Source organism: Streptomyces sp. YJ-C3 (assembly GCF_053891275.1).
In genome coordinates, this window is record NZ_CM132685.1 from 8020194 (window position 1) to 8046035 (window position 25842).

Annotated in this window: 17 protein-coding genes; 4 read left to right on the top strand and 13 right to left on the bottom strand. The window is 73.7% G+C overall.

Features of this window, described 5'->3' with window-relative positions; genetic code table 11:
- Positions 1 to 137: 137 nt before the first annotated feature.
- Positions 138 to 2354 (top strand): bifunctional glycosyltransferase/CDP-glycerol:glycerophosphate glycerophosphotransferase, encoded by a 2217-nt coding sequence (locus ACVHNB_RS36205; RefSeq protein ID WP_456226795.1) that lies wholly within the window; start codon positions 138 to 140, stop codon positions 2352 to 2354.
- A 64-nt stretch (positions 2355 to 2418) separates the two neighbouring features.
- Positions 2419 to 3261, top strand: a complete 843-nt coding sequence (locus tag ACVHNB_RS36210; protein WP_428954337.1) for a class I SAM-dependent methyltransferase — start codon at positions 2419 to 2421, stop codon at positions 3259 to 3261.
- On the opposite strand, the gene ACVHNB_RS36215 is transcribed toward ACVHNB_RS36210, so the two are convergent.
- The 8 genes from ACVHNB_RS36215 to ACVHNB_RS36250 all read right to left on the bottom strand — a co-directional run bounded on the left by ACVHNB_RS36215 (position 3262) and on the right by ACVHNB_RS36250 (position 17034).
- On the bottom strand, positions 3262 to 4407 hold the full coding sequence (locus tag ACVHNB_RS36215) for a glycosyltransferase (RefSeq protein ID WP_456226796.1): 1146 nt from the start codon (positions 4405 to 4407) through the stop codon (positions 3262 to 3264).
- Positions 4404 to 7136, bottom strand: a complete 2733-nt coding sequence (locus tag ACVHNB_RS36220) for a CDP-glycerol glycerophosphotransferase family protein (protein ID WP_456226797.1) — start codon at positions 7134 to 7136, stop codon at positions 4404 to 4406. The genes ACVHNB_RS36215 and ACVHNB_RS36220 overlap by 4 nt, the downstream gene beginning before the upstream one ends.
- Positions 7133 to 10597, bottom strand: coding sequence for a bifunctional glycosyltransferase/CDP-glycerol:glycerophosphate glycerophosphotransferase (locus ACVHNB_RS36225; protein WP_456226798.1), 3465 nt, complete (start codon positions 10595 to 10597; stop codon positions 7133 to 7135). The genes ACVHNB_RS36220 and ACVHNB_RS36225 overlap by 4 nt, the downstream gene beginning before the upstream one ends.
- Before the next feature lie 186 nt (positions 10598 to 10783).
- Complete coding sequence (locus ACVHNB_RS36230; RefSeq protein WP_428954333.1) at positions 10784 to 11608, bottom strand: TylF/MycF/NovP-related O-methyltransferase; 825 nt, start codon at positions 11606 to 11608, stop codon at positions 10784 to 10786.
- Positions 11609 to 11668: 60 nt separating this feature from the next.
- A complete protein-coding gene (locus tag ACVHNB_RS36235) occupies positions 11669 to 12802 on the bottom strand; it encodes an acyltransferase family protein (protein WP_456226799.1) in 1134 nt (377 codons plus the stop codon).
- Positions 12799 to 14646 carry a hypothetical protein gene (locus tag ACVHNB_RS36240; RefSeq protein ID WP_456226800.1) on the bottom strand — a complete coding sequence of 616 codons (1848 nt, stop codon included), beginning with the start codon at positions 14644 to 14646 and terminating at the stop codon, positions 12799 to 12801. Before ACVHNB_RS36240 ends, ACVHNB_RS36235 begins: the two co-directional genes overlap by 4 nt.
- A 62-nt stretch (positions 14647 to 14708) precedes the next feature.
- The gene (locus tag ACVHNB_RS36245) at positions 14709 to 15413 is read right to left on the bottom strand and encodes a methyltransferase domain-containing protein (protein WP_428954330.1); all 705 of its coding nucleotides are present in this window, start codon (positions 15411 to 15413) and stop codon (positions 14709 to 14711) included.
- A 19-nt stretch (positions 15414 to 15432) separates the two neighbouring features.
- Positions 15433 to 17034, bottom strand: coding sequence for a glycosyltransferase family 2 protein (locus ACVHNB_RS36250; protein WP_428954329.1), 1602 nt, complete (start codon positions 17032 to 17034; stop codon positions 15433 to 15435).
- Between the two features lie 40 nt (positions 17035 to 17074).
- Between ACVHNB_RS36250 and ACVHNB_RS36255 the strand changes: the two genes are divergently transcribed.
- The gene (locus ACVHNB_RS36255) at positions 17075 to 17698 is read left to right on the top strand and encodes an acyltransferase (protein ID WP_428954328.1); all 624 of its coding nucleotides are present in this window, start codon (positions 17075 to 17077) and stop codon (positions 17696 to 17698) included.
- A 172-nt stretch (positions 17699 to 17870) separates the two neighbouring features.
- Here the strand turns inward: ACVHNB_RS36255 and ACVHNB_RS36260 are convergent, their stop codons facing one another.
- Together ACVHNB_RS36260 and ACVHNB_RS36265 are read right to left on the bottom strand one after the other, a co-directional pair.
- Positions 17871 to 19160 (bottom strand): nucleotide sugar dehydrogenase, encoded by a 1290-nt coding sequence (locus tag ACVHNB_RS36260; RefSeq protein WP_428954327.1) that lies wholly within the window; start codon positions 19158 to 19160, stop codon positions 17871 to 17873.
- A 2-nt stretch (positions 19161 to 19162) separates the two neighbouring features.
- Entirely contained in the window at positions 19163 to 20734 is a 1572-nt protein-coding gene (locus ACVHNB_RS36265) for a glycosyltransferase family 4 protein (RefSeq protein ID WP_428954326.1), read from the bottom strand.
- Between the two features lie 201 nt (positions 20735 to 20935).
- Between ACVHNB_RS36265 and wecB the strand changes: the two genes are divergently transcribed.
- Positions 20936 to 22021: a non-hydrolyzing UDP-N-acetylglucosamine 2-epimerase gene (gene wecB, locus ACVHNB_RS36270; RefSeq protein WP_456226801.1), complete on the top strand. Its 1086-nt coding sequence runs from the start codon at positions 20936 to 20938 to the stop codon at positions 22019 to 22021.
- Between the two features lie 42 nt (positions 22022 to 22063).
- Here the strand turns inward: wecB and ACVHNB_RS36275 are convergent, their stop codons facing one another.
- The 3 genes from ACVHNB_RS36275 to ACVHNB_RS36285 form a co-directional block, all read right to left on the bottom strand.
- A complete protein-coding gene (locus ACVHNB_RS36275) occupies positions 22064 to 23095 on the bottom strand; it encodes a Gfo/Idh/MocA family oxidoreductase (RefSeq protein WP_428954324.1) in 1032 nt (343 codons plus the stop codon).
- Positions 23092 to 24201, bottom strand: a complete 1110-nt coding sequence (locus ACVHNB_RS36280; RefSeq protein ID WP_456226802.1) for a DegT/DnrJ/EryC1/StrS family aminotransferase — start codon at positions 24199 to 24201, stop codon at positions 23092 to 23094. The genes ACVHNB_RS36275 and ACVHNB_RS36280 overlap by 4 nt, the downstream gene beginning before the upstream one ends.
- 99 nt (positions 24202 to 24300) lie before the next feature.
- Positions 24301 to 25827, bottom strand: coding sequence for a glycosyltransferase family 39 protein (locus ACVHNB_RS36285; RefSeq protein ID WP_428954322.1), 1527 nt, complete (start codon positions 25825 to 25827; stop codon positions 24301 to 24303).
- Positions 25828 to 25842: the final 15 nt, after the last annotated feature.

The following is a 25842-nucleotide window of genomic DNA, read 5'->3' on the forward strand; positions in this document are numbered from 1 at the left end:
GGGGGGCGGGCCAGGAGAACACGGCCCGCCCCTCTCGCCTGCGACGTTGTCCCCCGGATGGCACATCCGGCGTAACCCGGTCACTCCGTCGGGCGTTCCCGGGCAGTATGCCCGCGCCGACCCATGGATGTGCGACCTTGCCCCGGTTCAGTGTCATCGTCCCCGTGTACAAGGTGCAGGCATACCTGCACGAGTGCCTCTCCTCGGTCCTGGACCAGTCCTTCACCGACCTCGAAGTGATCGCGGTGGACGACTGCTCGCCGGACGCCTGCGGGGCGATCATCGACGAGTTCGCGGCGCGGGACGCCCGCGTCACGGCGGTCCACCTCGACGAGAACGTCGGCCTCGGCCGCGCCCGCAACGCGGGCCTGCGGCACGCCACCGGCGACTACGTCCTGTTCCTCGACAGCGACGACACCCTCACCCCGGGCGCGCTCCGGGCGATCGCGGACCGCGTCAAGGAGACCGGCTTCCCCGACGTCCTGCACTACGACTACGCGCGCACGTTCTGGGACGGCCGCGAGGTCCGCAACCAGTACGCGCATCTGCTCACCCAGGAGGGCCCCGCACCGTTCCGTCTCACGGACCGTCCGGGCCTGCTGAGGATCCTGATGGTGGTGTGGAACAAGGCGTACAGCCGGGAGTTCATCGAGCGGGAGGGCTTCTCGTTCCCCCCTGGTTACTACGAGGACACTCCGTGGACCTACCCAGTTCTGATGGCCTCCGAGACCATCGCGACCCTGGACCGGGTCTGCGTCCACTACCGCCAGCGCCGCCAGGGCAACATCCTGGGCACGACGTCCCGCAAGCACTTCGACATCTTCGACCAGTACGAGCGCGTCTTCGAGTTCCTCGACCAGCACCCCGATCTGGACGCCGAGTGGCGGCCGGTCCTCTTCCGCCGCATGGTCGACCACCTGTCCACGATCTTCACCAAGCGGGGCCGGCTGCCGCGCCGCAGCCGGGCCGAGTTCCTGCGCAGATCCCGCGCGCACTACGCCCGGTACCGCGTCCAGGGGGTCCGGGTCCCGCGCCGGACCCGGCTGCGGCACGCCCTGGTCCGTCTCGGCTCGCACCGCACGTACCGGGCCCTGTGGCTGGCCCTGCGCGTCGCGCGGCGCGCGGGCCGGTACGCGGCGACGGCCCGCCGCACCCTGCGGGCGGCCGTCCTGCAGCTCCACTACCGGGTCCAGCTGCGGCTCCCGGTACGGCCGCACGAGGCGGTGTTCACCAGCTACTGGGGCCGCGGCCACGGCTGCAACCCGGGCGCCCTGGAGGAGGCGTTCCGTGAGCACGCCCCGCGGGTGCGCACCTCCTGGATCGCCCTTCCCGAGCACCAGCACACGATCCCGGCGGGCACCCGGCGGCTGACGCCGGGTACGGCCGCGTACTGGACGGCGCTCGCCCGCTCCAAGTACCTCGTCAACAACGTCAACTTCGACCGCCGCCTGGTCAAGCGCCCCGACCAGGTCCTGATCCAGACCCAGCACGGCACCCCGCTGAAGAAGATGGGCCTGGACCTCCAGGACCATCCCGCGGCCGCCCGCGACACGGACTTCGGGCAGCTGCTGCGCAACGCCGACAAGTGGGACTACGTCCTGTCCTCCAACCGCCACTCCACCCTGGTCTGGGAGCGCGTCTTCCCGGCCGCGTACACGACCCTCGAGTACGGCTATCCGCGCAACGACCGCTTCCGGAAAGCCACTTCGGAGGAGGTCGCGCGCATCCGGGAGTCGCTCGGCATCCCGCGCGACGCCGTCGCGATCCTCTACGCCCCCACGCACCGGGACTACCGGGTCGCCCAGCGCCTCACGCTGGACCTGGACCGGATGCTGCGCACCCTGGGCCCGCGCTTCGTGATCCTCACCCGTGCCCATCACGCGTACGACGCCCCGCTGACCAGCGCGGCGCGGGACCGCCTCATCGACGTGTCGGACCACCCGAGCGTCGAGTCCCTCTGCCTGGCCTCGGACGCGCTGGTCACGGACTACTCGTCCCTGATGTTCGACTACGCGTGCCTGGACCGGCCCCTGGTGATCCACGCCGACGACTGGGAGGCATACGAGGCGGCCCGCGGCACCTACTTCGACCTGCGGTCCTTCCCGCCGGGCGCGGTGGCCCGCTCCGAGGACGAACTGATCGACATCTTCGCCACCGGGCACTGGCGCGGCTCGCGCTCCGCGCAGCTGCGGGCCGCGTTCCGCGAGCGGTTCTGCGCGTACGACGACGGGCGCGCGGGCGAGCGCGTCGTGCGGCACCTGGTGCTCGGCGAGACGGTGGCCACGCCGTCGGCCGCGCGCGGCGTACCGCACCAGACCGCCGAACCGTCCGGCACGGCTGTTCCCCACCTCTGACCCCACCTGAGACCCCGCATCCGGATCCGCACCCCCGGATCTCCACACCGACACGGGAGTTGACATGCAGCACGAGCCCCATGCTCTGCCGCGCCCGGCCGCCCTCGCCGAGGTGAAAGGCTGGTTCCACAACATCGACCAGGTGCTCTTCGACTGGTTCCTGACCCGGCAGCGCGAGCGCGGCCAGAAGGGCGATCTGCTCGAGATCGGCGCCTACATGGGCAAGAGCGCCGTCTTCATGGGCCAGTACCTGGAGGCGGGCCAGACGTTCACCGTCTGCGACCTCTTCGACTCGCCCGCGTCCGACACCGCGAACGACAAGGAGATGAACAAGTCGTACAGCACCCTGACACGGGCCGCGTTTGAGGCCAACTACCAGGCTTTCCATGACGAGTTGCCGCGGGTCGTCCAGGGGCCCTCGCACGTGATCACGTCCCTGGTGGACGCGGACAGCTGCCGCTTCGTGCACGTCGACGGCTCGCATCTGTACGAGCACGTGCGGGGCGACATCGAGGCGGCCCGCGCGCTCCTCGGCGAGGACGGCATCGTGGTGCTCGACGACTTCCGGGCCGAGCACTGCCCGGGCGTGGCCGCGGCCACCTGGGGCGCGGTCGCCACGACCGGCCTGAAGCCGCTGTGCATCACGGCGACCAAGTTCTACGGGACCTGGGGCGCGACCGAGCCGGTCCGCGGCGAGCTGGGCACGATGCTGGCCGGCCGGGACGACTTCTGGCACGGGGCCGAGGAGGTCGCCGGGCAGTCGATGATCCGGATCGACGGCCGCAAGGCGCGGATCCCGGCCCAGCCGAGGTCCCGGTACGAGGCCGAGGGCGGGGCCGCGACCGCGGCGGCCCCGGCGCCGAAGGTCTCGTCGAAGGGGCTGCTGCGGTCGCTGCTCGGCCGGTAGCTACCGCTCCAGCAGGCCGAACAGGTCCTCCCACAGCTCCAGGACCCGCTCCTCGGAGAACCGCTGGACGTTGATCCGTGCCCGCTCCCCCATGGCGTCCCGCATCCGCGGGTTGCCGGTGAGGCGCAGCAGCCGGTCGGCGAGGGCGTCGACGTCACCGAGCGGCGCGAGGAGCCCGTCCTCGCCGTCGCGGACGATCTCGCGGACACCGGGCGCGCAGTCGAACGCGGCGCACGGCACGGCGCTGGCCATGGCCTCCATGAGGGCCAGCGGGAAGCCCTCGCCGCGGGAGGACTGCACGAACACGGAGGAGGCGGCGAGGGCGGCCGGCACGTCGTCGGTGCGCCCGAGCCACTTCACCGACCCGTCGAGCCCCAGCTCGGTGCACTGGCGCCGCAGTTGGGGCTCGTCCGCGCCCGCCCCGTACACGTGCAGCTGCCAGTCGGCACGGAACGGCGCGACCTTCGCCCAGGTGTCGAGCAGCATGTCGACGCCCTTCTGGTCGGCGAGGCGGCCGATGGAGCAGACGACGTTCTCGGCGCGCGGCGAGGGGACGGCGGGCAGGTGGGCGAGGGCGTTGGGCATGAAGTCGACGTTGTCCAGGCCCTCGGCCGTCCAGATGTCGGCGTCCTCCTGGGTGAGCGCGAGCCAGCGGTCGACGTGCGGGTAGTGCCGCTTCACCCAGTGGTAGCGGTGGCAGGCGCGGGAGTACGCGAACGACTCGTGGCTCATGCCGATCAGCGTCAGGTGCGAGGTGTCGATCTCGCGCAGCCACTCCATCGGCCACACCTGGGTGACGACCACGACGGAGCCGGGTCGCGCCTCGCGCAGGATCCCGTCGAGCGTGGCGACGGCCCGCTTCTTCGCGGCGATCCGGCGGCTCTCGCGGCGGCGGGCGGGCACGCTGAGGCGGCGGGCGCCGCGCAGCGGGCGCGGGGTCGGCGGGTGCTGCTCGTAGAGGCTGGTCACCGGGTAGCCGGGGGCCTCGGGCACCGCCATCTTCAGGTCGGACTCGTGGACGCCGATGACGTGCACGCGGTGTCCTGCGCCCGTGAACAGGCGGGCCATCTGGTGGGTCCAGGCGGTGACGCCGCCGAGCTCGTCGGTGGTGTTGGCGACGAGGAAGAGGTCGCGGGCCGCGGTCATGAGCCTGCCTTTCGCGTGAAGAGCGCGTCGACGACGGCGCGGGCGGCGCCTCCGTCGTCGTACGTCCCGAACTCGGCGGCGAACGCGCGCCGCGCCTCCCGCCAGTCGCCGTCCGACTCCTTGATCCCGGCGAGGGTGCGGTGCAGCTCGTCCTGCGTCGCGACGACCGGACCGCCGGCACGGGCGCGCAGGTCGAAGTAGCTGCCGCGCTCGGCGGCGTACGTGTCGAGGTCGGGCGCGAAGTGCACGATCGGACGGTCGAGGAGCGCGTAGTCGAACATGATCGACGAGTAGTCGGTGATCAGCACGTCGGCGAGGCAGAGCAGTTCGCTGACGTCGTGGTGGGCGGACACGTCGAGGACGGTGCCGGGCGGGGTGACCGGCAGGGTCGCGGCCTCCATGTAGTGGGCGCGCACGAGCAGGACGTGCGTGTCGCCGAACTGCTCGGCGAACGCGCGCACGTCGAGCGGGAGCCGGACCTTGCGGTTCTTGGGGGTGCCGCGGAACGTGGGCGCGTACAGGACGACGGTCCGGTGGTCGGGGATGCCGAGTCCGGCGGCCAGGGCCGGGCGCGGGAAGCGGCCCTGGCGCTCGTCGCGCTTCCTGGTCTCCACGAGGCGGTCGTTGCGCGGGTAGCCGACGCGCATCAGCCGCTCCTCGGGGAGGCGGTAGGCGCGGGCGAGGGTCTTCACGTCGCGCTCGGAGCGCACCAGGAAGTGGTCGAACCGGCCGACCGCGCGGGCGAGTTGCTCGCGCTGCGGGGCGTTCTGCGTCTTGTGCCGGATCTCGTCGAAGCCCATCCGCTTGTACGCGGAACCGTGCCAGGTCTGCAGGTACGTGGTGTGCTTCGGCTTGTCGAGGGCGTGCGGGAAGCCCTGGTTGTCGACCCACCACTCGGCGCGGGCCAGCGCCCACAGGTACCGCCACGACCAGCGCCGGACCAGTGTGGCGTCCTTGGGGAAACCGGTCGGGTCCTTCGCGTACGACCACACGACACGCGCGCCGCGCCGCCGTGCGATCAGTTCCTCGTGGACGGCGCGGGGGCTGTCGCCGTAGCACTTGCCCATGTGGCTCTCGAAGACGACGGTGCCACGGCTGACGGGCAGCCGACACAGGACCCGGCGGTAGACGCGGATCTTGACGCGCTGCGTGTGCAGGGCCTCGTACTTCTTGCGGAGCTTCTTCCAGAGCTGCTTGACCTTGCGGGCCGGGCGGAAGTTCGTGGCGTAGCGGGCGAGCGCGTTGGCCTTGCGGGCGGGGCGCCTGCGCGGCAGCAGGCACACGGCGAGGTGGTGCTTCGCGGTGACGTACGGCTGCCAGGTGTCGGCCGTCAGCCGGGACAGCCGGGGCCTGGCCGGCAGGGCCGTCGCCTTGGCGGGGACGGCGTCCTTCTCGGCGAACAGGTCGAGCGGGGGCAGGAGTTCACCGTCGATGCCGAGGCGCAGCCGGGGGTCCCACACACGGTCGCCGATGCCGCGCGGGCGCAGCGCCCGGGTGAGGGGGACGGCGGCGCGCCAGCTGACGGTGTCGCCGTGCTCGCCCCGCAGCCGGACGTCGTCGACGGGCACGGTCACGGTCCGCTCGCCGGCGTCGCGCACCTTGAAGTCGAGGGTCGCGGTGAGGACGCCGGCGCGGGCGCCGTCGAACAGGCCGAGCGGCACGACGACCTCGCCCTCGATGACGAGCGTCCCGTTCTCGCGTGCGCACCGGGTGACGCGGTTGAGGAGGGTGAGGTCGCGGTGCGCCCGGTGCTGGTGGCCGAGTTCGGTGACGTCGTAGGCGGCGTCGGTGTGGCGCGCGCTCCAGTGGACGCGCCCTTCGGTGCGGGCCAGCGGGGTCACGACGGTGCCGGGCCGCTGCAGGGCGTACGCGGCGGTGTGCACGCCGTCCGCGTCCCCGTCGGCGAGCAGCCGGACGGCGACGCGTTCCAGGGGCGGGAGCCCGGCGAGCACCTCGGCGTCGACCAGTCCGTCCAGCAACTGTGCGATCTGGGCCGCGTGTTGGGCCCTGCGGGTCCGGTCGGGGCCGAGGAAGGCGCGGGCGCACGGCAGGACGTGGTCGGCGACGAAGGCGTGCGCGCGGCGGTCGCGCAGCTCCGGGTCGGCGATCAGGGTGAGGGCGTGCCGGTGCGCGGCGACGGCGGCCTGGAAGTCGCGCAGCGGGTCGGGGGCGGCGCGGTGGGTGGTGATCAGGTTCGGGACGAGGGCGATCCGGCGGGCGGCGACGGCGAGCGCGAGCCCGGTCGCGCCGTCGCCGAACAGCGGACGGCGCACGCAGTACCCGGCCGTCAGCGCGTCCCGGGTCACGAGCTCCGGCGCCTGGGCCACCGTCTCCAGGACCCGTGACCTGGCGTACAGGCCGGCGGACCACTCGGGGGCGCGCTGCTTGCCGCCGTTGCCGGTGAGCCGGGTCCAGCGGCCCGCGACCAGGTCGGCGCCGGTGCGGCGGGCAGCCGCGAAGAGGTTGCGGCAGGCGTTGCGCTCCAGGATTTCGCCGGGGGCCAGTGGCAGGACGTACGTGCCGCGGGGGGCGCCGACGCGGACCCGGTGCGGGTGGTCGGCGGCGAGGGCGGCGCCCGCCTCGCCGGCGCCGGCGCCGGTGAGCGCGGCCTCCGTGCCGGCGAGGGTCTGGTCCAGGGCGGAGCGGACGGTGGCCCGCAGCCGCGCCGGGTCGGTGCCCGCCGGGCAGTCGACGAGGACGCTGACGTCGAAGAGTTCGGCGGCGCTCATCGGCGGCCCCCGTCCACACCGTGGGCGAGCATCGCGTCGGCGACCTGCGCGGCGGCGCTGCCGTCGTCGAGATCGCAGAACGCCTCCCGGAACCGCGCGTACCCGTCGCGGTGCCCGGCGACCGCGGCGTCCGGGTCGAGGAGCGCGGCGATCACCTCGTCGCTGGTGCGCAGCAGCGGCCCCGGCGCCTGCGCGGCGAAGTCGAAGTAGAAGCCGCGCAGGGAGTCCCGGTAGTGGTCGAGGTCGTAGGTGTGGAACAGCATCGGCCGGCCGGTCTGCGCGAAGTCGAACATCATCGAGGAGTAGTCCGTCACCAGCACGTCGGCGATCAGCAGGAGTTCGGCCGCGTCCGGGTGGCGGGACACGTCGCGGACGAAGTCGGACACGGGCACGGCGCCGCCGACCAGGTAGTGGCGGCGCACCAGGAGGACGTGGTCGTCGCCGAGCGCGGCCTGCGCCGCCGCCAGGTCCAGCTGGAGGTCGAGGCCGTAGCGGCCCGCCTTGCGGGGCTGGTTCTCGCGCCAGGTCGGGGCGTAGAGGATGACGCGCTTGCCGTCGGGGATGCCGAGGCGCTCGCGCACGGACGCGGCGAGCTTGTCGCGGTCGGCGGCGTGCAGCACGTCGTTGCGCGGGTAGCCGGAGGCGAGGACGTCGCCGGTGTAGCCGAAGGCTCCGCGCAGGACGGGCGTGGAGAAGCTGTTCGGGGAGACGAGCAGCGACCACTGGTCGGCGCGGGCGGGCAGCGTGGCGATGTACTTCGCGTCGGCGGAGGCGCTGCCCAGCAGGTCCCGGCCGATCCGCTTGAGGGGCGTGCCGTGCCAGGTCTGGACGACGTACTGGCCCTCGGCGCGCTCGAACCACTCGGGCAGGTGGGTGTTGGTGACGATGTACCGGCAGCGGGCCAGCGCCTCGTACCAGGCGGCGCTCCACAGGGCGACGGGCGTGGCGCCGGGCGGCAGTTCCACCTGCTGGTCGCGGACGGCCCACAGGTGCTCCAGCTCGACGCCCCGGGAGGCGAGTTCGTCGAAGACGGCGCGCGGCGAGTCGGAGTGCTGGCGCCCGTCGAAGCTGACGTAGAAGACGGCGTCGCGGCGCGGCAGGGTGCGCTGCGTGGCGTAGGCGGTGCGCAGCGCCTGCTGCGCACCGCGCCCGCGGTCCCGCTCGGGCAGTGACGAGCCCGAGGTGAGCAGCAGCTGGTCGTGGTGGCGGCGCTGCACGGTGAAGTCCCGGCCGCCCAGGGCCCGGGTGAGCGGCAGGTCCGGGTGGCGGACGGGCGCGACGAGGACGGGGACGCGGTGGTCGGGGTCGCTGTCGCCCGCCGGGCGCAGGAACAGGTACCAGTTGCCCTCGGCGAGCGGCAGGGTGCCGGCCGGCCCGGGGAGGGCGTGGGCCGTCAGCGTGGCCTCGAAGCGGCCGTCGGCGAGCGTCACCGGGACGACGGTCTCCTCGGCGTGGCCGCTGTGGGCGAGGACCAGTTCGCGCCGGCCGGCGTCCGGATAGCTGCCCGCGAGGAGCAGCCGCCCGGACTCCTCCCAGCGGACGGTGTCGACGACGGGCCGCACGGTCTGGTCGCGCAGTTCGGTGTTGCCGGACGGGTTGGCGAGGATCATCAGCTCCCGGCCGCCGGGCAGGCCGTAGCGGCCGGGCGCGATGTCGGGGCGCACGGCGAGCGAGGACCAGCCGCCGCCCTCGCGGACCAGACCGGCGCCCCACGGGTCCGCGGGCCCTTCCGACGCGCCGAACAGGGCCAGCGGGATTCGGGCGGTGAAGGTGCGGCCGTCGACGGCGACGGGCAGGTCGTGGGCCTCCTTGCTGCGCCAGTTCTCGACCCGCAGGGCGACCAGGCCGCCGGGCGCCCCGGCGCTCAACTCGCCCTTGATCGTGATGTGTTCGCCGTCGCCGGTGTGCTCGACGAGCCGTGCCTGCAGCCTCTCCACCCGCAGCCGCAGCCGGCCGCCCCGCAGGGTGGGCGCGATCCGCAGGAAGTCGTCGAGGTGGCGTACGGGCAGCGGACAGGGGCCGCTCATCCGGACCGGCCCGGTGCGCGGCAGCAGGCCGCCCGCGAAGGCGCCGAGCTCCAGGTTCCAGGTGGTGCCGGTCTGTCCGGTGACCAGCTTCGCCGGGTCGACGACGGTCTCGAACCCGGCCCGGTCGTAGCTGTGCAGGCCCTGCTTGGAGGCGAGCGTGGCCTCGCGCGAGCGGACGGTGCGCAGCCGCAGCGGCACGGCCCGGCGCCGGCCCGCGCGCAGCCAGGCGACGCGGGCGCGGGCGCGGAACCGGCCCGCGGGCAGGTTGCGCACGTACGCGTAGCCCTTGAGCCGCAGCTTGCCGTCGTCGCCCCAGGCCGCGTGCGTGACCCGGGCGTCCAGCGGCAGGTCGGCCTTGGCGAGGCCGACGATCCTGCGGGGCAGCCGTCCGGTCACGGCGGGGAAGTCTGCGCGGCGCCCGCGCAGCCCGCGCCGGGCCCGGAAGGCGCCCGGGTTCGCCTTCTCGTACGCCATGAAGGCGAGCAGCTCCGTCGTGCGGCGCTCGCGGATCAGCCGCCAGCGCACCCGCAGGCCGAGCGGCAGCGCGTCGAGGACGGCCGGGTCGACGCTGTCGGCGAAGGAGTTGGCGTGGTCGAGGAACGCCTCGTGGTACTCGGCGTCGCCGTCGGGCAGCGCCTCCATGAACATCCACAGGTCACCGGCGAGCACCGAGGAGTCGTAGCGCCGCTTGGCCTCCTGCCACTCGGCCCGCCCGGCGAGGAAGTCGCTGACGTGGGCGACGGAGGCGGTCCGGTCGTGCACGGCGCGCGGGATGGCGCGCCGGTTGGAGATCGAGCCGTCGCGGTCGCGCCAGAGGTAGACGGTGTCGTGCAGGACGTCGACGGAGCGGGCTTGGAAGTGGGCGGGCAGCACGACGGGGATGTCCTCGAAGAGCACGCCTTCCGGGAAGGCGAAGGAGTGCGCGTCCCAGAAGTCGCGCCGGAACACCTTGTTGCAGGCGATCCGGTCGGCGATCAGGTCCCAGTCGCGGGTGATGTGACTGGCGGTGCGGGTGGTGGCCATCGCCTTGCGGAACATGGGCGACTGGTCCGTGGAGCCGTCGGCGCGCAGCCGGAAGACATTGCCGGTGACGAAGTCGGAGCCCGACTCCTCGATGGTGGCGAGCATCAGCTCGTAGGCGCCCTCGGGGATCACGTCGTCGCTGTCCACGAAGGCGAGGTGGGTGCCGGTGGCGTGCCGGGCACCGGCGTTGCGGGCGGCACCGAGGCCGGCGTTGGCCTGCTCGACGAGCCGGAACCGGGAGTCCCCGGCGGCGAATGCGCGCGCGATCCCGCCGCTGCCGTCGGTGGAGCCGTCGTCGACCATCACGACCTCGAGGTCCGGCATGGTCTGCGCCGACAGCGACTCCAGGCAGGCGCCGAGGTAGTCCTCGACGTTGTAGATGGGGACGACGACGGTGAGGCGGGGTGTCATGCGCTGCGCACATTCCTTCCGGCGAACGACGATGGACCGGCGGTGGGCCTTCGAGAGGCCTACTCGTTAACAACCGGTGACGCCGTTCCCGGTCACCCGTCCTGGGCCATACGAGTGATCACGCCTCGGCCCCCGCATCCTTCGACGCGGGGGCCGGTCGCCAAATACGCGCAGGTGAGCAGCAGTTCACGGCTTGACCGCGATGCGCCCCTCGTCCATGCGGAGCAGCAGCAGCCGCTCGCCGGTGCGCTCCAGGAACTCGTCGACGGCCTGGCGGGAGCCCTGCCAGTAGCCGTAGTCGTCGATGAGCAAGACGCCGCCGGGCACCAACCGGTCGTAGAGGTGGTCGAGTTCGTGCTTGGTGGAGGCGTACCAGTCGGTGTCGAGCCGCAGGATCGCGATCTTGTCGGGGGCCTCGCCGGGCACCGTGTCCTCGACCTTGCCCGGCACGTAGTGGACGCGCTCGGCCGGGTACGGCACGTTCCCGAAGCCGGACTTGACGTCGTCGAGGGTGGCGTACGCCCAGATCGCCTTGTCCTTGTCGTTGCGCGCGAGGATGTCGGCGGCGGGCGTGCCGTCGCGCCGCAGGTCCTCCTCGGTGGGCGGGGTCATGCCCTCGAAGGTGTCGAAGAGGTACAGGTCGCGGTCGGTGACGCCACAGCCGAGCAGCGTCTTCGCACAGGCCTGCATCGAGCCGCCGCGCCACACGCCGCACTCGACGACGTCGCCGGGGATGCCGTGCCGGACGACGTACCGGGTGGCGAGGATGAACGCGTTGAGCCGCTCCGGGGACGTCATGGTCCACGGCTTGACCGCGCGGATCGTCTCCTTGGCCTCGTCGTCGTAGTCGACGGGCAGCTTGAGCCCCTTGGGCCTGGCGGGTGCGGGCGCGGGCGGCGCGGGCTTCGGGGGCTGCGGGGCCGCGGCGCGCGGGGCGGGCACCTGCGGTCGGGTCAGCTGGTATCCGGTGAGCGTCCGCAGGGCGCCGTTGACAGCTTTCTTCCATGCCATGGGGCGGGACACTACGCGCATTTCACCCTTCATGTCACACTCAGTCAACTCCTGATTACTTTAAGTGCGTTGACGGTGTGCCCACCAGCGGCGGGCCGGTTCCTCGACATAGGCGTACGCGGCCCAGGACAGGGCGACGACGACGGTCGCGACGCCGATCAGGGCGAACACGTTCTGGTCGCCGGGCGCGGCCTGTCCCCAGCGGTCGAGGATCAGCCGGTTCACGGTCTGGTGCAGCAGGTAGAAGGCGTACGACCAGGCGCCGAGCCGCACCATGAGCGGCGTGCAGAGCCAGCCGCGCTCACCGTCCCGCTCGCGCCGCACATACGCGACGATCACCAGCGCGGAGAACAGGGCGACCAACGGCCGCACGGTCCAGTCGAGTTGGCCGGAGACGGCCGGACCGAACCAGTCCTCGCGATGCACGTACACCACGGTGTACGCGGCGAAGGCGGCGGTCAGGACGCCCGGCCGCAGCGGCAGGCGCAGCCCGCGTCCCACCGCCAGCGCGAGGGCGACGCCCAGCGCGAACTCGGGCAGCCGGGTCACCGGGTGCCGCATCAGCCATTCGCAGTGGAAGGGCGAAAGGTGCGTGGCGGCCCACCAGTTGACGCCCCACATGGCGACGAGCCCGGCCGCCGCGACGGCCAGCAGGGCCCGGGTGCGCAGCCGGTAGGCGCCCCGGATGACGAACGGGAACAGGAGGTAGAAGAACGCCTCGACGCTCAGCGTCCACGACACCCCGTTGCCCGGGAACATCGGCACGACGCCGGGGAACCAGGTCTGCACGAGCACCAGTGAGGCGAGGAAGCTGGGCAGGTCCCAGGGCACGCCGCCCCACACGTGGAACACCCAGATGCAGGGCACCGTCGCGGCCAGGTGCAGGGGCAGGATGCGGCCCGCGCGCCGCAGGTAGAAGTCGCGGGCGGGGGTCCCGGCGCGGTGTCCCCAGGCCAGCAGGAACCCGGACAGGACGAAGAAGAACCCGACGCCGTTGACGCCCATCGTCGAGTACGGGAACAGGGCGGGCGCGTGGGCGACGCCGCCGGTCGGGCTCGCGCCCGTGAAGTGGTGGGTGAACACGGCGAACGCGGCGAGGAAGCGGAGGCCGGTCAGCGAGTCGAGCCGGTCCGTACGGGGGACGCGGGCCCGCTGCCGCAGCGGGGGCTGGTGCGGGACCAGGGCGGTGGTCATCGGGTCACCTCCGCGGCGGCGAGCACGACGGGGGCGCTGCGCACGGGGGCCAACGGGATGGGTTCAGCGGCGCCGGGGGGCGGGACGCGCCTGCCGGGGGGCGGTACCTCGCCCCGTGCGGGCGCATAGTGGCCGATCGCCACGGCCCGGCCCGGCACCAGGCGCGCCCCGCAGTCGCCGAGGCGGCCGCCCTCCGCGTGCTTCTCGTGGCGCATCCGGTCGACCCGGGGCCGCGCCCACTCCCGTACGGCGGCGATGCGGCGGGCCCCGCCGGGGACGGCGGAGGCGAGCACGTAGTCGCCGCCGTTGTCCTCCCGGTACAGCGGCACGTATCCGGCGGCGGCGAGCCGGGCGGCGGTCAGACCGGACCGCCCCGGCCAGGCGCCGTGGGAGTGGATCAGCTCGGGGCGGACCTCGTCCAGCACGTACCGCGTGAGGGCCGCCTTGTCGTGGGCCGCGTACGCGTCGGCGATCCTGCGGTCGGTGAGCCCGGCGACGTCGACGATCCGCAGCCGGCTGGTGAGCAGCGTGCCGCCGAGGTCGGGCAGCGCGGCGGTGGCGCCGGGGCGCAGGGCGAGCCGGTCGGCGTACGTGTCGAAGGTGCGGCCGTAGCGGTCGGCGACCCAGCACATGGAGAGCGTCGGCTCGGCGGTGAACCGCTCGTCGTGCGCGCCCTGCCCGGCCAGGGAGAGGGTGAGCGCGCCGCCGAGGGCGCAGCCGAGCAGGGCCCGGGCGCGCGGCCGGGCCGCGCTCCACGCGGCGGTGACGGCGAGCGCGGCGACGGCCGAGCCGAGCACCCACACCGGGGTGGCGAACCGGTACAGCGGCATCCAGTCCCGCGCGAGCGCCCCGTACGCGAGGAGGGTGAGGGTGAGCGGCACGCACAGCACGCCGAGCACCCGCCGCACGGGACCCGGCCGCCCGAGGGCGAGCCCGGCGCACGCCACGCAGACGAGGACGAAGGCCCAGCCGGCGTACCCGATGAGCTCCCCCACCTTCGCCAGCTCTGCGGTGTCCGGCGGCTCCTGCGACTTGGCGACGGCCGTGTTGGGCACCCAGCGCCCGAACTCCGCGTGCCGCCACAGCAGGAAGAGGCCGTACCCCGCGCCGAACACCGCGCAGTGGCACAGGGCCGCCCGCAGCGCGCCCGGGCGGCGCAGCAGCAGCACGGTCAGCGGGTACGCGGCGGCAAGCACGGCGCCGTCGGGGCGGGTCAGGGCGGCGAGCAGCGCGAGAGCGGCGGCGGCGCACGCGGCCCGGGGCGTGGCGCCGCCGCGGACGAGCAGCAGGGCGAGGGCCGCGGCGAGCAGCCCGTACAGGGAGTTCTCCAGACCGGAGAAGCACCACACGACGTACGCCTGGTCGGCGGCGAGCAGCGCGCCCGTACCGAGGACGACGAGCCACGCGCGCGCGGGCAGCGCCACCCGCGCCGCTCCCCCGACGCACGCCAGCGTCCCGGCGACACAGCCGAGGGCGAGGGCCTTCGGGAACAGCGCGAGATCGCTCACCCCGAACCACGCGCCGCGGTCGAAGAGGCCGAGCACCCGCCCGACGAGCAGCAGCGCCAGCCAGGCCGGGTTCGAGTACCCCTCGACGGGCGGGGATCCCGCCTGCTGCACCGGGCCGAGCCCCTCCCCGATGCTGCGCACATAGGCGAAGGTGACGGCGGCGTCGTCGACGATCCACTGCCCGAGCCCCGCGGCGCGGACGGCGACGAGGGCGGTGCCGGCGAGCACGGCGACGGGCACGGCCCAGGACCGGGACGGGGTGTCGGGCGGAGCGCCGGAGCGGCGGGCGCCGGGGACGGCGGGGCGGGACGGGGCGGGACGGTTCAGGATCTTCATCCACTGCCCAACCCCTGCGGGCCCGCTCGGTCACTTGTACTAGCCCACCCGTGTGAACCGGCTCAGTTGGCCTGTGACGGCACGGTTTGTGGCCGCGCGCAGCGTGCGCGGCCCTCGACCGGCGCCGGGACCGGGATCCCGTCGACGCCGCCGACCCGGTTCGCCCACCAGCGGGTCACCCCGCGCACCAGCCGCATGCGCAGGGCCGGGTACTTCCGCGGCCGGCGGAAGACGCCGACCGTGTCGCCCCAGTACGCGTGCTTGGCGTCGATGGCCGGGTAGTCGTGGCGGATGCCCTTGAAGGGCGGGAAGTCCGTGTGCACCTCGACCAGTTCGAGGCCGGTGTACGCGGCGAGCGCCCGCATGCCGTCCGGGTAGTAGCGCCAGCAGTCCTGCGCGTCGTGGACGTGGCCGCGCGAGGGCGCGGTGACGAAGGCGGTGCCGCCGGGCCTGAGCACCCGGGCGATCTCCAGCATCGTCGCCCAGAAGAACGGGATGTGCTCGAAGGCCTGCCCCGAGATGACGAAGTCGGCGCTCTTGGACTTCACCGGGATCCGGTACGGCCTGGTCATCACGCGGTCGACGTTGCGGCCGTCGAGCACGTCGACGCCCACGTAGTCGATGTCGTGGCCGGCGAGCAGCGAGCGGTGGGTGCGGGTCTGCTTGTCGGAGATGCGCGAGCCCAGGTCGACGAGGCGGTGCCGGCCCTCGGCGGGGAGGTACTCCTCGACGCAGAGCTTCATGTGGGCGTAGGCGGAGGGATGCATGGGGCCGGTTCCTCTCGGCTCAGGTGCGTCGGCGCAGCATGCCGAGGCAGCGCCTCACCAACTGGCCGACGGGAACGCGGGTTACGCGCAGCGTCAACACATCGGGGTGCTCGTCCGCGGGCTCGACGCTGATCCGGTAGGAGCGCATCCGGTGCCGGTGACGGCGCGCGGGGACCACGGCGGCCAGCGGCACGACGTGGGTGACACCGAGGGCCGTCGCCTTCAGGCCGAGGGTGCAGGTGCTCCACACGGCACCCTTCCGCGGGAACAACTGCCGCCCGTCGTAGCGCAGTTCGATGTCCGTACCGCCGGCGCCGTCCGTCTCCACGGCGGTCAGGCCCACCGAGCACTGTGCCGCCTGCCGGTCCCCCGGCCGCAGCGACTCCGCCCGCGCGCGGACCACGTCCGTGCCCGCCGTCCGGGCCAGCTCAGGCAGCGAGCCGCGCATCCGGATCACCAGTTCCTCCCCGGACCAGGACGCCTCGGCCGGCGCGAAGGTCTGCTCGGCCCAGGGGTTCTTCAGTTCCTTGGTGATGTCGAACCAGGCGTCGGGCAGGCCGAGTCCGGCATCGCGGAAACAGGGGTGTCCGGCATAGGCGCGTTTCCCGTCGACGACGATGCGCGGACCGCCGGCCGCCGCGCACTCCAACACCGCACGCATCAGCCCGAGTTCGCCTCTCTCCGCGAGCCGCAGCAGCAGCCGCTGCTCGGACGTCAGCTTGCGCAGGGCGAACTCGCTGCCGCACTCACGGTGCAGGTCCCCCACACCGTCACAGACCGTCCGCTGGTCCTCGGGGCTGAGCTCCAGGAACTCCGGACCGATCAGCCGCGCCACTTCCCAGGTGAAGTGGCGCCGGTGGATCCAGTCGCGCCCCTGCCCCGGCTCGGTCATCCGCCGGGTGAGGTCCATGAGCCGCCGGGTGCCGCGCAGCCGGTCGAGGGCGCGGTACGAGACGGTGGCGTTGGTGGCGTCGTCCCGGCGCACGGCGAAGTAGTAGTCGTAGTCGGCGAGTACGGTGATCCGCCCGGCCCGGAAGCAGGCCTCCAGGGTGAACGGCTGATCGCTGAGGACCGGCAGGTCCTCCGGGAAGCGCAGCCCGTGCTCCTCGACGAGGGAGCGCCGGAAGAGCTTCGTGTTGGACAGCGCCCACGGCAGCGCGGAGTCGAACAGCGTCGCCTCGTCGCGGCTCTCGGTGAAGACGGCGCGCGACACCCAGCGCCCGTTCACCCCGACCATCCGGCCGAGCACGATGTCGGAACCGAGCCGGTCGGCGGCCTCCACCATCCGCTCCAGCGCCTCGCTGCCCAGGTGGTCGTCGGCGCCCAGGAAGAACACGTAGCGCCCGCGCGCCAGGTCGAGGGCCCGGTTGCTGGGCGCGGCGGGGCCGCCCGAGTTCTCCTGGTGCACGACGGTGAGGACACCGGGGTACCGCTCGGCGAACGTCTGCAGTTCCTTGTCGCTGCCGTCCGTCGACCCGTCGTCCACGGCGACGATCTCGATCCGGTCCGTCCCGATGGTCTGCCCGACGAGCGAGGCCAGGCACTCGGTCAGATACGGCATCGTGTTGTACACAGCGACGATGACGCTGACGTCCGGCTCACCGACGGCGGTCTTCTGCATGCCATGCAAACGACTGACGGCGCCGCTCGTTGCATAGTTCATGACGACTACGACGGTTACGAGCGCTTCCCCCGCCCCTGTCCGTATCGCACAGGGCGCCCAGGTGCACGACACGGCGACACTCGGATCGGGCACCTCCGTATGGGAGTTGGCGCAGATCCGGGAGGGCGCGACGCTCGGCGCGGGCTGTGTGGTGGGCCGGGGCGCGTACATCGGGACGGACGTCGCGATCGGCGCCCACGTCAAGATCCAGAACTACGCCCTCGTCTACGAGCCCGCGACGCTCGGCGACGGCGTCTTCGTCGGCCCGGCGGTGGTCCTCACCAACGACCACAACCCGCGTTCCGTGGACCCCGAGGGGAACCTGAAGCGGGCGGCGGACTGGGAGCCGGTCGGCGTCACGGTCGAGGAGGGGGCGTCGCTCGGGGCGCGTTCGGTGTGCGTGGCGCCGGTGCGGGTGGGGCGCTGGGCGATGGTCGCGGCCGGGGCCGTGGTGACCCGCGACGTCCCCGACTTCGCGCTCGTGGCGGGGGTGCCGGCGCGGCGGATCGGGTGGGTGGGGCGGGCCGGTGACAGGTTGCGCTCCGCTGGGGACGGGGTGTGGGTCTGTGACCGTACGGAAGCGCGCTACCGGGAGTCCGGCGACGGGCTCGTCGAGGAGTGACGGCGGGGTCGTCGGGTCCGCCCTCTCGTCTGCCGGGTCGTGGAGGTCGGGCGGCTGACGGTCGGTGGGGCTTCTCGCGCAGTTCCCCGCGCCCCTGAAGGCTGCGGCTTCGCCGCGCCTCCCCGCCATGGCGCGACGGAACTGCGCGAGAAGCCCCACCCGGCGGCGAGCCCTACGCGGGCGCGCCGAGCACCACCCTGCGGACACCCTCCCAGCGAGCCGGATCCGTCACCCGGCGGCCGTCCACCAGAACCCCGACCCCGGGCAGATCGGCGGCCCCCAGATCCCGGTACTCCGCGTGGTCGGCCTGCACGACGGCGGCGGTCACGGCCTGCCCGGCGTACGGGGTGAGCCCGAGCTCGGCCAGCTCCTCGTCCCCGTACAGCGGGTCGGAGACGTACGGCACGGCCCCGGCCGACCGCAGCGCGCCCACCACCCCGAACACCCCGGAGAACGCCGTCTCCTTGACCCCGCCCCGGTACGCGGCACCGAGCACCAGCACCTCGGCCCCGGCCAGATCCCCGTACGCCTCCGCGAGCCGCGTGACCGCGTACCCGGGCATGGCCGCGTTGGCCTCGCGGGCCGCGCGCACCACCGTCGCGTCGGGGTCGTTCCACAGGTACATGCGCGGGTAGACGGGGATGCAGTGGCCGCCGACCGCGATCCCGGGCCGGTGGATGTGGCTGTAGGGCTGTGAGTTGCAGGCCTCGATGACCTTGAGGATGTCGATCCCGGCGCCGTCCGCGAACCGCGCGAACTGGTTGGCGAGCCCGATGTTCACGTCCCGGTACGTCGTCTCGGCGAGCTTGGCCAGCTCCGCCGCCTCGGCCGAGCCGAGGTCCCACACCCCGTTGGGCCGCGGAAGGTCGTCGCGGGGGTCGAAGTCGAGGACGCTCTCGTAGAACGCGACGCCCGCGCGCGCGGAGGCCGTGTCGAGGCCGCCGACGAGCTTCGGGTAGCGCCGCAGATCGCTGAACACCCGCCCGGTCAGGACGCGTTCGGGGCTGAAGACGAGACTGAAGTCGTGTCCGGCGCGCAGCCCGGACCCTTCCTCCAGCATCGGCGCCCAGCGCTCCCGCGTCGTGCCGACCGGCAGCGTCGTCTCGTACGCCACGAGCGTGCCGGGGGTCAGCCCGCGGGCCACGTCGCGGGTCGCCGCGTCCATCCAGCCGAAGTCCGGGGTGCCGTCGGCGTCGACGTACAGCGGGACGACGAGGACGACGGCGTCGGCGGTCGCGACGGCCGCGGCCGTGTCGGCGGTCGCGGTCAGCCGCCCCTCGGCGACGGCCGCCTTGAGGCGCGCGTCGAGGTCGTGCTCGCCGGGGAAGGGTTCGACGCCGTCGTTCACGAGGGCGACGACGCCCTCGTCGACGTCCGCGCCGATGACCTCGTGGCCCTTGGCGGCGAACTGGACGGCGAGCGGGAGTCCGATCTTGCCGAGCCCGACTACACAGATCCGCATGACTACTTGACCTCCATCGGAGCGACGGACGCGAGCGCCGACGGCTCACGGGCGGGCTGGGGGAACCTCGGTACGTCCGGCAGCAGCCGCGCGTACACGTCGTCGAGCACCTCGGCCTGCGCCTCCCAGGTCCATTCGTCCAACCGGCCCGGCACGTCGTACGCGGCCCGGTAGGTCCCGGGGTCGGCGAGCACCGCGCGTACGGCCCTCAGGTAGTCGTCGAGGTGCGCGGCCTCGTACACCTCGCCCTGGCCGGTGGAGCGCACCTTGGCCGCCATCGTGCGGATGTCGCTGACCACCAGGGGGAGCCGGGCCTGGGAGTACTCGAAGAACTTGTTGCTCAGCGCGATCTCGTGGTTCGGGAGATGGAGCAGCGGGCTCACGGCGGCGTCCGCGGTGGCCAGGAACTCCGGCACCTGCCAGTGCGGCACGTAGGGCAGCGCGTGGACCCGGTCGATCACGCCCAGCTCTCGCGCCCTGTCGAGCAGATGGTCCGCGTTCCGCTTGCCCTTGTGCAGCGACACCAGGGCGATGTGCACGCCGGGCAGCTGCGGCAGCGCCTCCACCATGATGTTCACCCCGCGCTGCTCCGCGACGCCCCCGCAGTACACGAGCAGCGGGGTGTCCGGGCCGATGCCGCACAGTTCCCTGAGGTCGTCGACGGGGGTGTCGCGCTGGTCGTCGGTCAGGGCGCGGACCGGGGCGTTCATCACGATGGACGGGCGCTCGGCCAGGCCGTGCTCCGCGACCAGCAGATCGCCGAGCCCGTCGGAGACGGTCACGACCGCGTCGGCGTGCGGCGCGTACTCCCGCTCGTGGGCGCATTGGGCCGTCATCCAGCGGGCGTTGGGGGCGACGAGTCCCGGCAGGTACTCGTGCGCGTCCCAGACGAGCTTGACGTCCCTTCCTGCCGCGCGGGCCCGGAGCTTGGCGCGGGCGGCGACGCCGAGCATGCGGAAGTCGTTCGCGTGGATCAGGTCGGGGGCGAGCTTGTCGATGGTGTGGCCGAGGGCCAGCTCGTAGGACCACAGCAGCGGTTCGAGCCGCCGCCAGCAGCGCCGTCCCCGCACCGTCTTCCAGAAGGCGGTGACCATCCGGGCGTAGGGCCGGTCCATGTTCCCTGCGGCGGCCCAGGCGTCCTCGGTCTGCCGCAGCCGCAGGCCGGCCCAGCGCAGACCGATCCTGGCGACGAGCCGGCGGACCGGGAAGCGGCGCTTCTCCGCCACGCCGCGCGCCCGCAGATCCGCGCGGCGCGCCTGGGCCAGCTGGAGGCGCCGCTGCGCCGTGCTCCCGGGCGGGCAGGAGAGCGGGTAGCGCAGTCGGGAGCGCTTCAAGTGCTGCTTGTTGCGCCGCAGTTCGCGTCGGTACGGCAGCAACTTCACCTGGGCTTCGCCGATCCGCCAGGAGCGGTGCCGCGTGTCCCGCGACAGTCCGATGAGCGTGACGGTCCAGCCCGCTTCCGCCATGGACCGGGCGGCCTTCTGGACGCGGGAGTCGCCGTCGACCGCGTTGTCCACCAGCATGACGACGCGGCCTCTGCTCTGCTGCCGCTCTGCCGACTCCTGCCCCACCATCACCGGCTCCTCTGTCCTTTCGGCGGCGACCGCGTTCGGATCGCCCGCCGGGGCAACGAACTTCGCCGGAAGGGCGCTACGGGAGGCGCTCGCGCGTCACCCGTACGGCCCTCTGCGGGACGGCCCGAGTATTCGTTGACCTCCCCGTAAGGCCGGTTCGCGAGCCACTGGCATCCCCCAACGCCCCCGCAGGAGTCATCGGTGAAGGTCCTCAGCGTCGTCGGCGCCCGCCCTCAGTTCGTCAAACTCGCTCCGGTGGCGGCCGAGTTGACCGCTTCGGGCCACGAGCACGTCATCGTGCACACCGGCCAGCACTACGACGCCGAGCTGTCCGACGTGTTCTTCACCGGGCTCGGCATCCCCGCTCCCGACGTGCATCTCGGCATCGGCTCCGGCAGTCACGGGGCGCAGACGGGTGCCGCGCTGACCGCCCTCGACCCGGTTCTGGAGGCTCATCGGCCGGACTGGGTGCTGGTCTACGGCGACACCAACTCGACGGTGGCGGCGGCGCTTTCGGCCGTGAAGCAGCATCTCCGGGTCGCCCATCTGGAGGCGGGCCTGCGTTCCTTCAACCGCCGGATGCCCGAGGAGCACAACCGCGTCCTGACCGATCACGCCGCCGATCTGCTGCTGGCGCCCACCGAGGAGGCCATGCGGCACCTGGCGGCCGAAGGGCTCGCGGCCCGCTCGGCCCTCGCCGGGGACGTGATGGTGGACGTGTGCCTGCGCGTCCGGGACGCGGTCCGTGCGGGCGGGCACGCGGCACCCGAACTGCCCGACGGGATCAGCCCGGTTGAGCCGTATCTGCTCGCGACGGTGCACCGCGCCGAGAACACCGACGATCCGGCCCGTCTCTCGGCCCTCGCGGACGCGCTGGCCGATCTGCCGCTCCCGGTGGCTCTGCCGGCGCATCCGCGGCTGGTCGCCCGGGCCGAGGAGCACGGCGTGAAGCTGGAGCGGGGCGCCGTCCGGGTGGGCAGCCCGCTGCCCTACGCGGGGCTCGTCGCCGCCGTCATCGGCGCGGCCGGTGTCGTCACCGACTCGGGGGGCCTGCAGAAGGAGGCGTTCCTGCTGGAGCGGCCGTGCACGACGCTGCGTACGGAGACGGAGTGGCCGGAGACGCTCGCCGGGGGCTGGAACGTCCTGGTGCCGGAGCCGGGCGGGCTCGGCGCCGCCCGGTGGGCCGACACCGTCACGCGCCCGGCGCCCACGGCCGGTCGCGGGACGCCGTTCGGTGACGGGCGGGCGGCACGACGGGCCGTGGAACTGCTGGAACAGCGGCTCTGACCGCCGGCCGGGGCGGGCGCCCGCCGGCGCCCGCCCCGCGCCTCAGTGCCGCGCCCCGGACGCCGCCCGCCGTGCCTGCGGGAGGCGCACCGACACCCGCTCCCGCGCCGACTCCAGCACGGCCGCCGCCACCTCCACCGTCCGCAGGCCTTCCCGCAGGGAGACGATGCCGGGGGCGTCCTTGCCGGCCACGGCGTCGCGGAACCGTTCGTGCTCCACGAGGAGCGGTTCCCGTTTGGGGGTCGCGTAGCGGATCATGTCGCCCTCGCTGACCCCGCGGAAGGCGGCGATCGCCTCCCACTCCGTCGCGACGGCGCCGTTCGCGTGGAAGGTCAGGTCGGCGGTGAGGGTGTCGGCGACGAAGCAGCCGCGCTCGCCGGTCACCGCGGTGAAGCGTTCCTTGAGGGGGCTGAGCCAGTTCACGAGATGGCTGACGAGGGTGCCGTCGGCCAGGTCGCCCGTCACCGTGACCATGTCCTCGTGCGCGCGGCCGGACTTGGAGAGCGTGCGGGCCGACACCGACGCGTACTCCTGGCCGGTCACCCAGCCCGTGAGGTCGATGTCGTGCGTCGCCAGGTCCTTGACCACGCCGACGTCCGCGATGCGGTGCGGGAAGGGGCCCTGGCGGCGGGTGACCACCTGGAAGACCTCGCCGAGCTCACCGGCCTCCAGACGGGCGCGCAGGCTCTGCAGGGCCGGGTTGAAGCGCTCGATGTGGCCGACCCCGGCGACGAGGCCCGCCGTCTCGAAGGCGTCGACGAGGCGGCGGGCCGCCACCACCGAGTGGGCGAGCGGCTTCTCGACCAGGGCGCACACGCCGTGCGCCGCGAGCGTCATGCCGACCTCTTCGTGCAGTCCGGTGGGGCAGGCCACGACCGCGTAGTCGAGACGCAGGGCGAGGAGTTCCTCCAGCGTCCGCACCACCGGGACGGCGTCGGGCAGCGTCCCGCCCGCCGGGTCCGCCGCGCCCGCGAAGTCGACGCCGTCGAGGAGGCCGAGCACCCGGGCGTGGTTGCGGCCCATCGCGCCGAGGCCGATCAGTCCGGCGCGCAGCCGAGCGGCTTTCGAGGTCATCGGAGTTCTCCCGCAACGGAGTTGACGGTGTCCGCGATCCGCTCGATCTCGGCGTCCGTGAGGTCCGGGTGCACGGGCAGCGACAGCACCTCGGCGGCCGCGCGGTCCGTCTCGGGGAGGTGGTCGCCGGTGCTGTAGGGGGTGAGCCGGTGGATGGGGGTGGGGTAGTAGACCGCGTTGCCGACGCCGCGGGCGGTCAGCTCCCGCTGCACCGCGTCCCGTCGGCCGCCCGGGACGCGCACCGTGTACTGGTGGTAGACGTGCCGTGCGCCGTCGGCGACGTACGGCGTGGTCACCGCGTCGGCGGTGATGAGCGCGTCGAGGCGCTTGGCGTGGGCGCGGCGCCGCTCGGTCCGGTCGGCGAGGCGGCTCAGCTGGACGCGGCCGATCGCGGCGTTGACGTCCGTCATGCGCATGTTGGCGCCGACGATCTCGTTGGCGTAGCGCTGTTCCATGCCCTGGTTGCGCAGCAGGCGCAGGGTGCGGGCGAGTTCGGGGTCGGTCGTGGCGACCATGCCGCCTTCGAGGGCGTGCATGTTCTTCGTCGGGTAGAAGCTGAAGCAGCCCGCCGCGCCCCGGGCGCCGACCGGGCGGCCGTGCAGGGCCGCGCCGTGCGCCTGGCACGCGTCCTCCAGGAGCGCGAGGCCGTGCCGCCGGGTGAGGGGCAGCAGGTCGTCGAGGGCCGCCGGGTGGCCGTACAGGTGGACCGGCATCACGGCCGCCGTGCGCGGGCCGATCGCGGCGGCCACCGCGGCCGGGTCCATGCAGTACGTCGCCGGGTCGATGTCCGCGAAGACGGGTTCGGCGCCCACCAGGCGCACCGCGTTGGCGGTGGCGGCGAAGGAGAAGGACGGGACGATCACCTCGTCGGACGGGCCGACACCGAGGGCCATCAGGCTCAACTGGAGTGCGGAAGTGCCGGAGTTGACGGCGACGCAGTGCACCCCGTCCAGCACCTGCTGCCCGAACTCGGCTTCGAAGGAGGCCACTTCGGGGCCCTGCACGACACGGCCGCTGCGCAGCACGCGCACCGCCGCCTCGATCTCCGCGTCACCGATGACCGGCTTGGCCGCCGGGATCGGCGGCGCGCCGTCGTACGTCTGCATGCTGTCGTGTGGCCCTTCTCGTGGCGGCTCCGGCGGAAGGGTTCAACCGGGGTTCATCGGGGCGAGTTGTGCCGTACGCCGACAGGTCACTCCATCGGCTCAGCGCGCGCAGCCCGGCGCGCGGCCGCCCGTCCGCGCGTACAGCACCAGCACCCCGCTGCGCCGCCGCATCTCGGACAGCGGCACGAAGTCCCGCCGCAAAAGGGCGAGTTCGGCGCGCTCCGCGGCCGAGCGGGTGCGCCGGCCCGGTCGGGCGGTCTCCGCGTCGAACAGGACGTGGACGCGGGGCAGGCAGGCCAGCCGGGCGGCCAGTTCGCGGGGGCCGACGTCGGTGCCGTAGAGCGTTCCGGCGGCGGCGCCGGAGGTGTGCAGGGCCACGTCGCGGACGCCCGCGACCGACGCCGGGTACGCCTCGGCGTACCTGCGGCCGGTCTTCGGCAGGTACAACAGGGCGTCACCGGGGTGCAGTTCGGCCGCGAGCATCCGGGCCACCGCGCCGAGGTCGTCGCGCCGGGCGTCCGCCGAGCGCTGGTGCTGCTGGAGCGGGAGCTGGGCGAGGAAGGCGACGGCGACCAGGCCCGCGCCCGCCAGCGCCGGGGCCGCAGGTCCTGCCGCCGGGAGCAGCCGCGGCACCCGGGCCAGCAGCGTCTCCGCGCCCGCCGCCACCAGCAGCGGCACCCCGGCGAAGGCGAAGAGGGTGTACCGGGCGGCGTACAGCGGGTGCCACTGGGAGGCCGTGAGCAGGATCAGCGGGGGGACCAGGGCGAGGGGCAGGGCCGTCGCCACGAGGCCGCACGCGCCGGGCGCCCGGCGGGCCGGCGGGCGGCACAGCGCCACGGCGATCAGCGCGAGCGTCACCGCGTACAGCGGCCCGGAGCGGCCGGTCGCCGTGCGCAGCAGGGTCTCGGCATCGGCCCAGCCGGGCCGGGCGATCCACGCCACCTGCCCGCTCTGCCCCCGGGTCACGGCGGCGAGCGGCAGCAGGAGCAGCGCGGCGCAGCCGGCCGAGACGGCCCAGCCGCGCCGGGTCCGCCCCGGCACCCGGGTCACGGCGAGCGTCACGGCGTGCGCGGCGAGCAGCAGGACCGCGAACTCGTGCAGCCAGGCGGTGACGGTGACGGCCGCCGCGTAGCCGGTCCAGGCCCGCGGCGACGGCCGTGCGACGCAGCGCACGAGCAGCAGCGTCGCGGCGGCGGCACCGGCCGCGACCAGGGCGTAGGAGCGGCCCTCCTGCGCGTAGTACTGGGCGAGCGGGGCGATCGCGTACAGCAGCCCCGCCCACAGGCCGACCCGCGGCCGGGCCAGCCGGGTGCCGAGCGCGGCGACCAGGCAGGCCGTGGCGCTCGCGCCGAGCACGGAGGGCAGCCGGAGCATGGACTCGCCGGGGCGCAGCGGCAGCAGGAAGTGCATCAGCAGGTAGTAGAGGCCGTGCACGGCGTCGATCGTGCCGAGCACGTGCCACAGCTGGGGCAGGGTGCGGGAGGCGATCATGACGGTGGCGGCCTCGTCGCGCCACATCGTGCCCCGGTCCAGGTGCCACAGCGCCAGGGCGAGCGCGGTGGCGCCGGGGAGACCGACGGCCAGGGCCCGGGCGCGGACCGGCCCCGGCTGCGGGATCAGCGGCATGCGACGAGCGTGGCC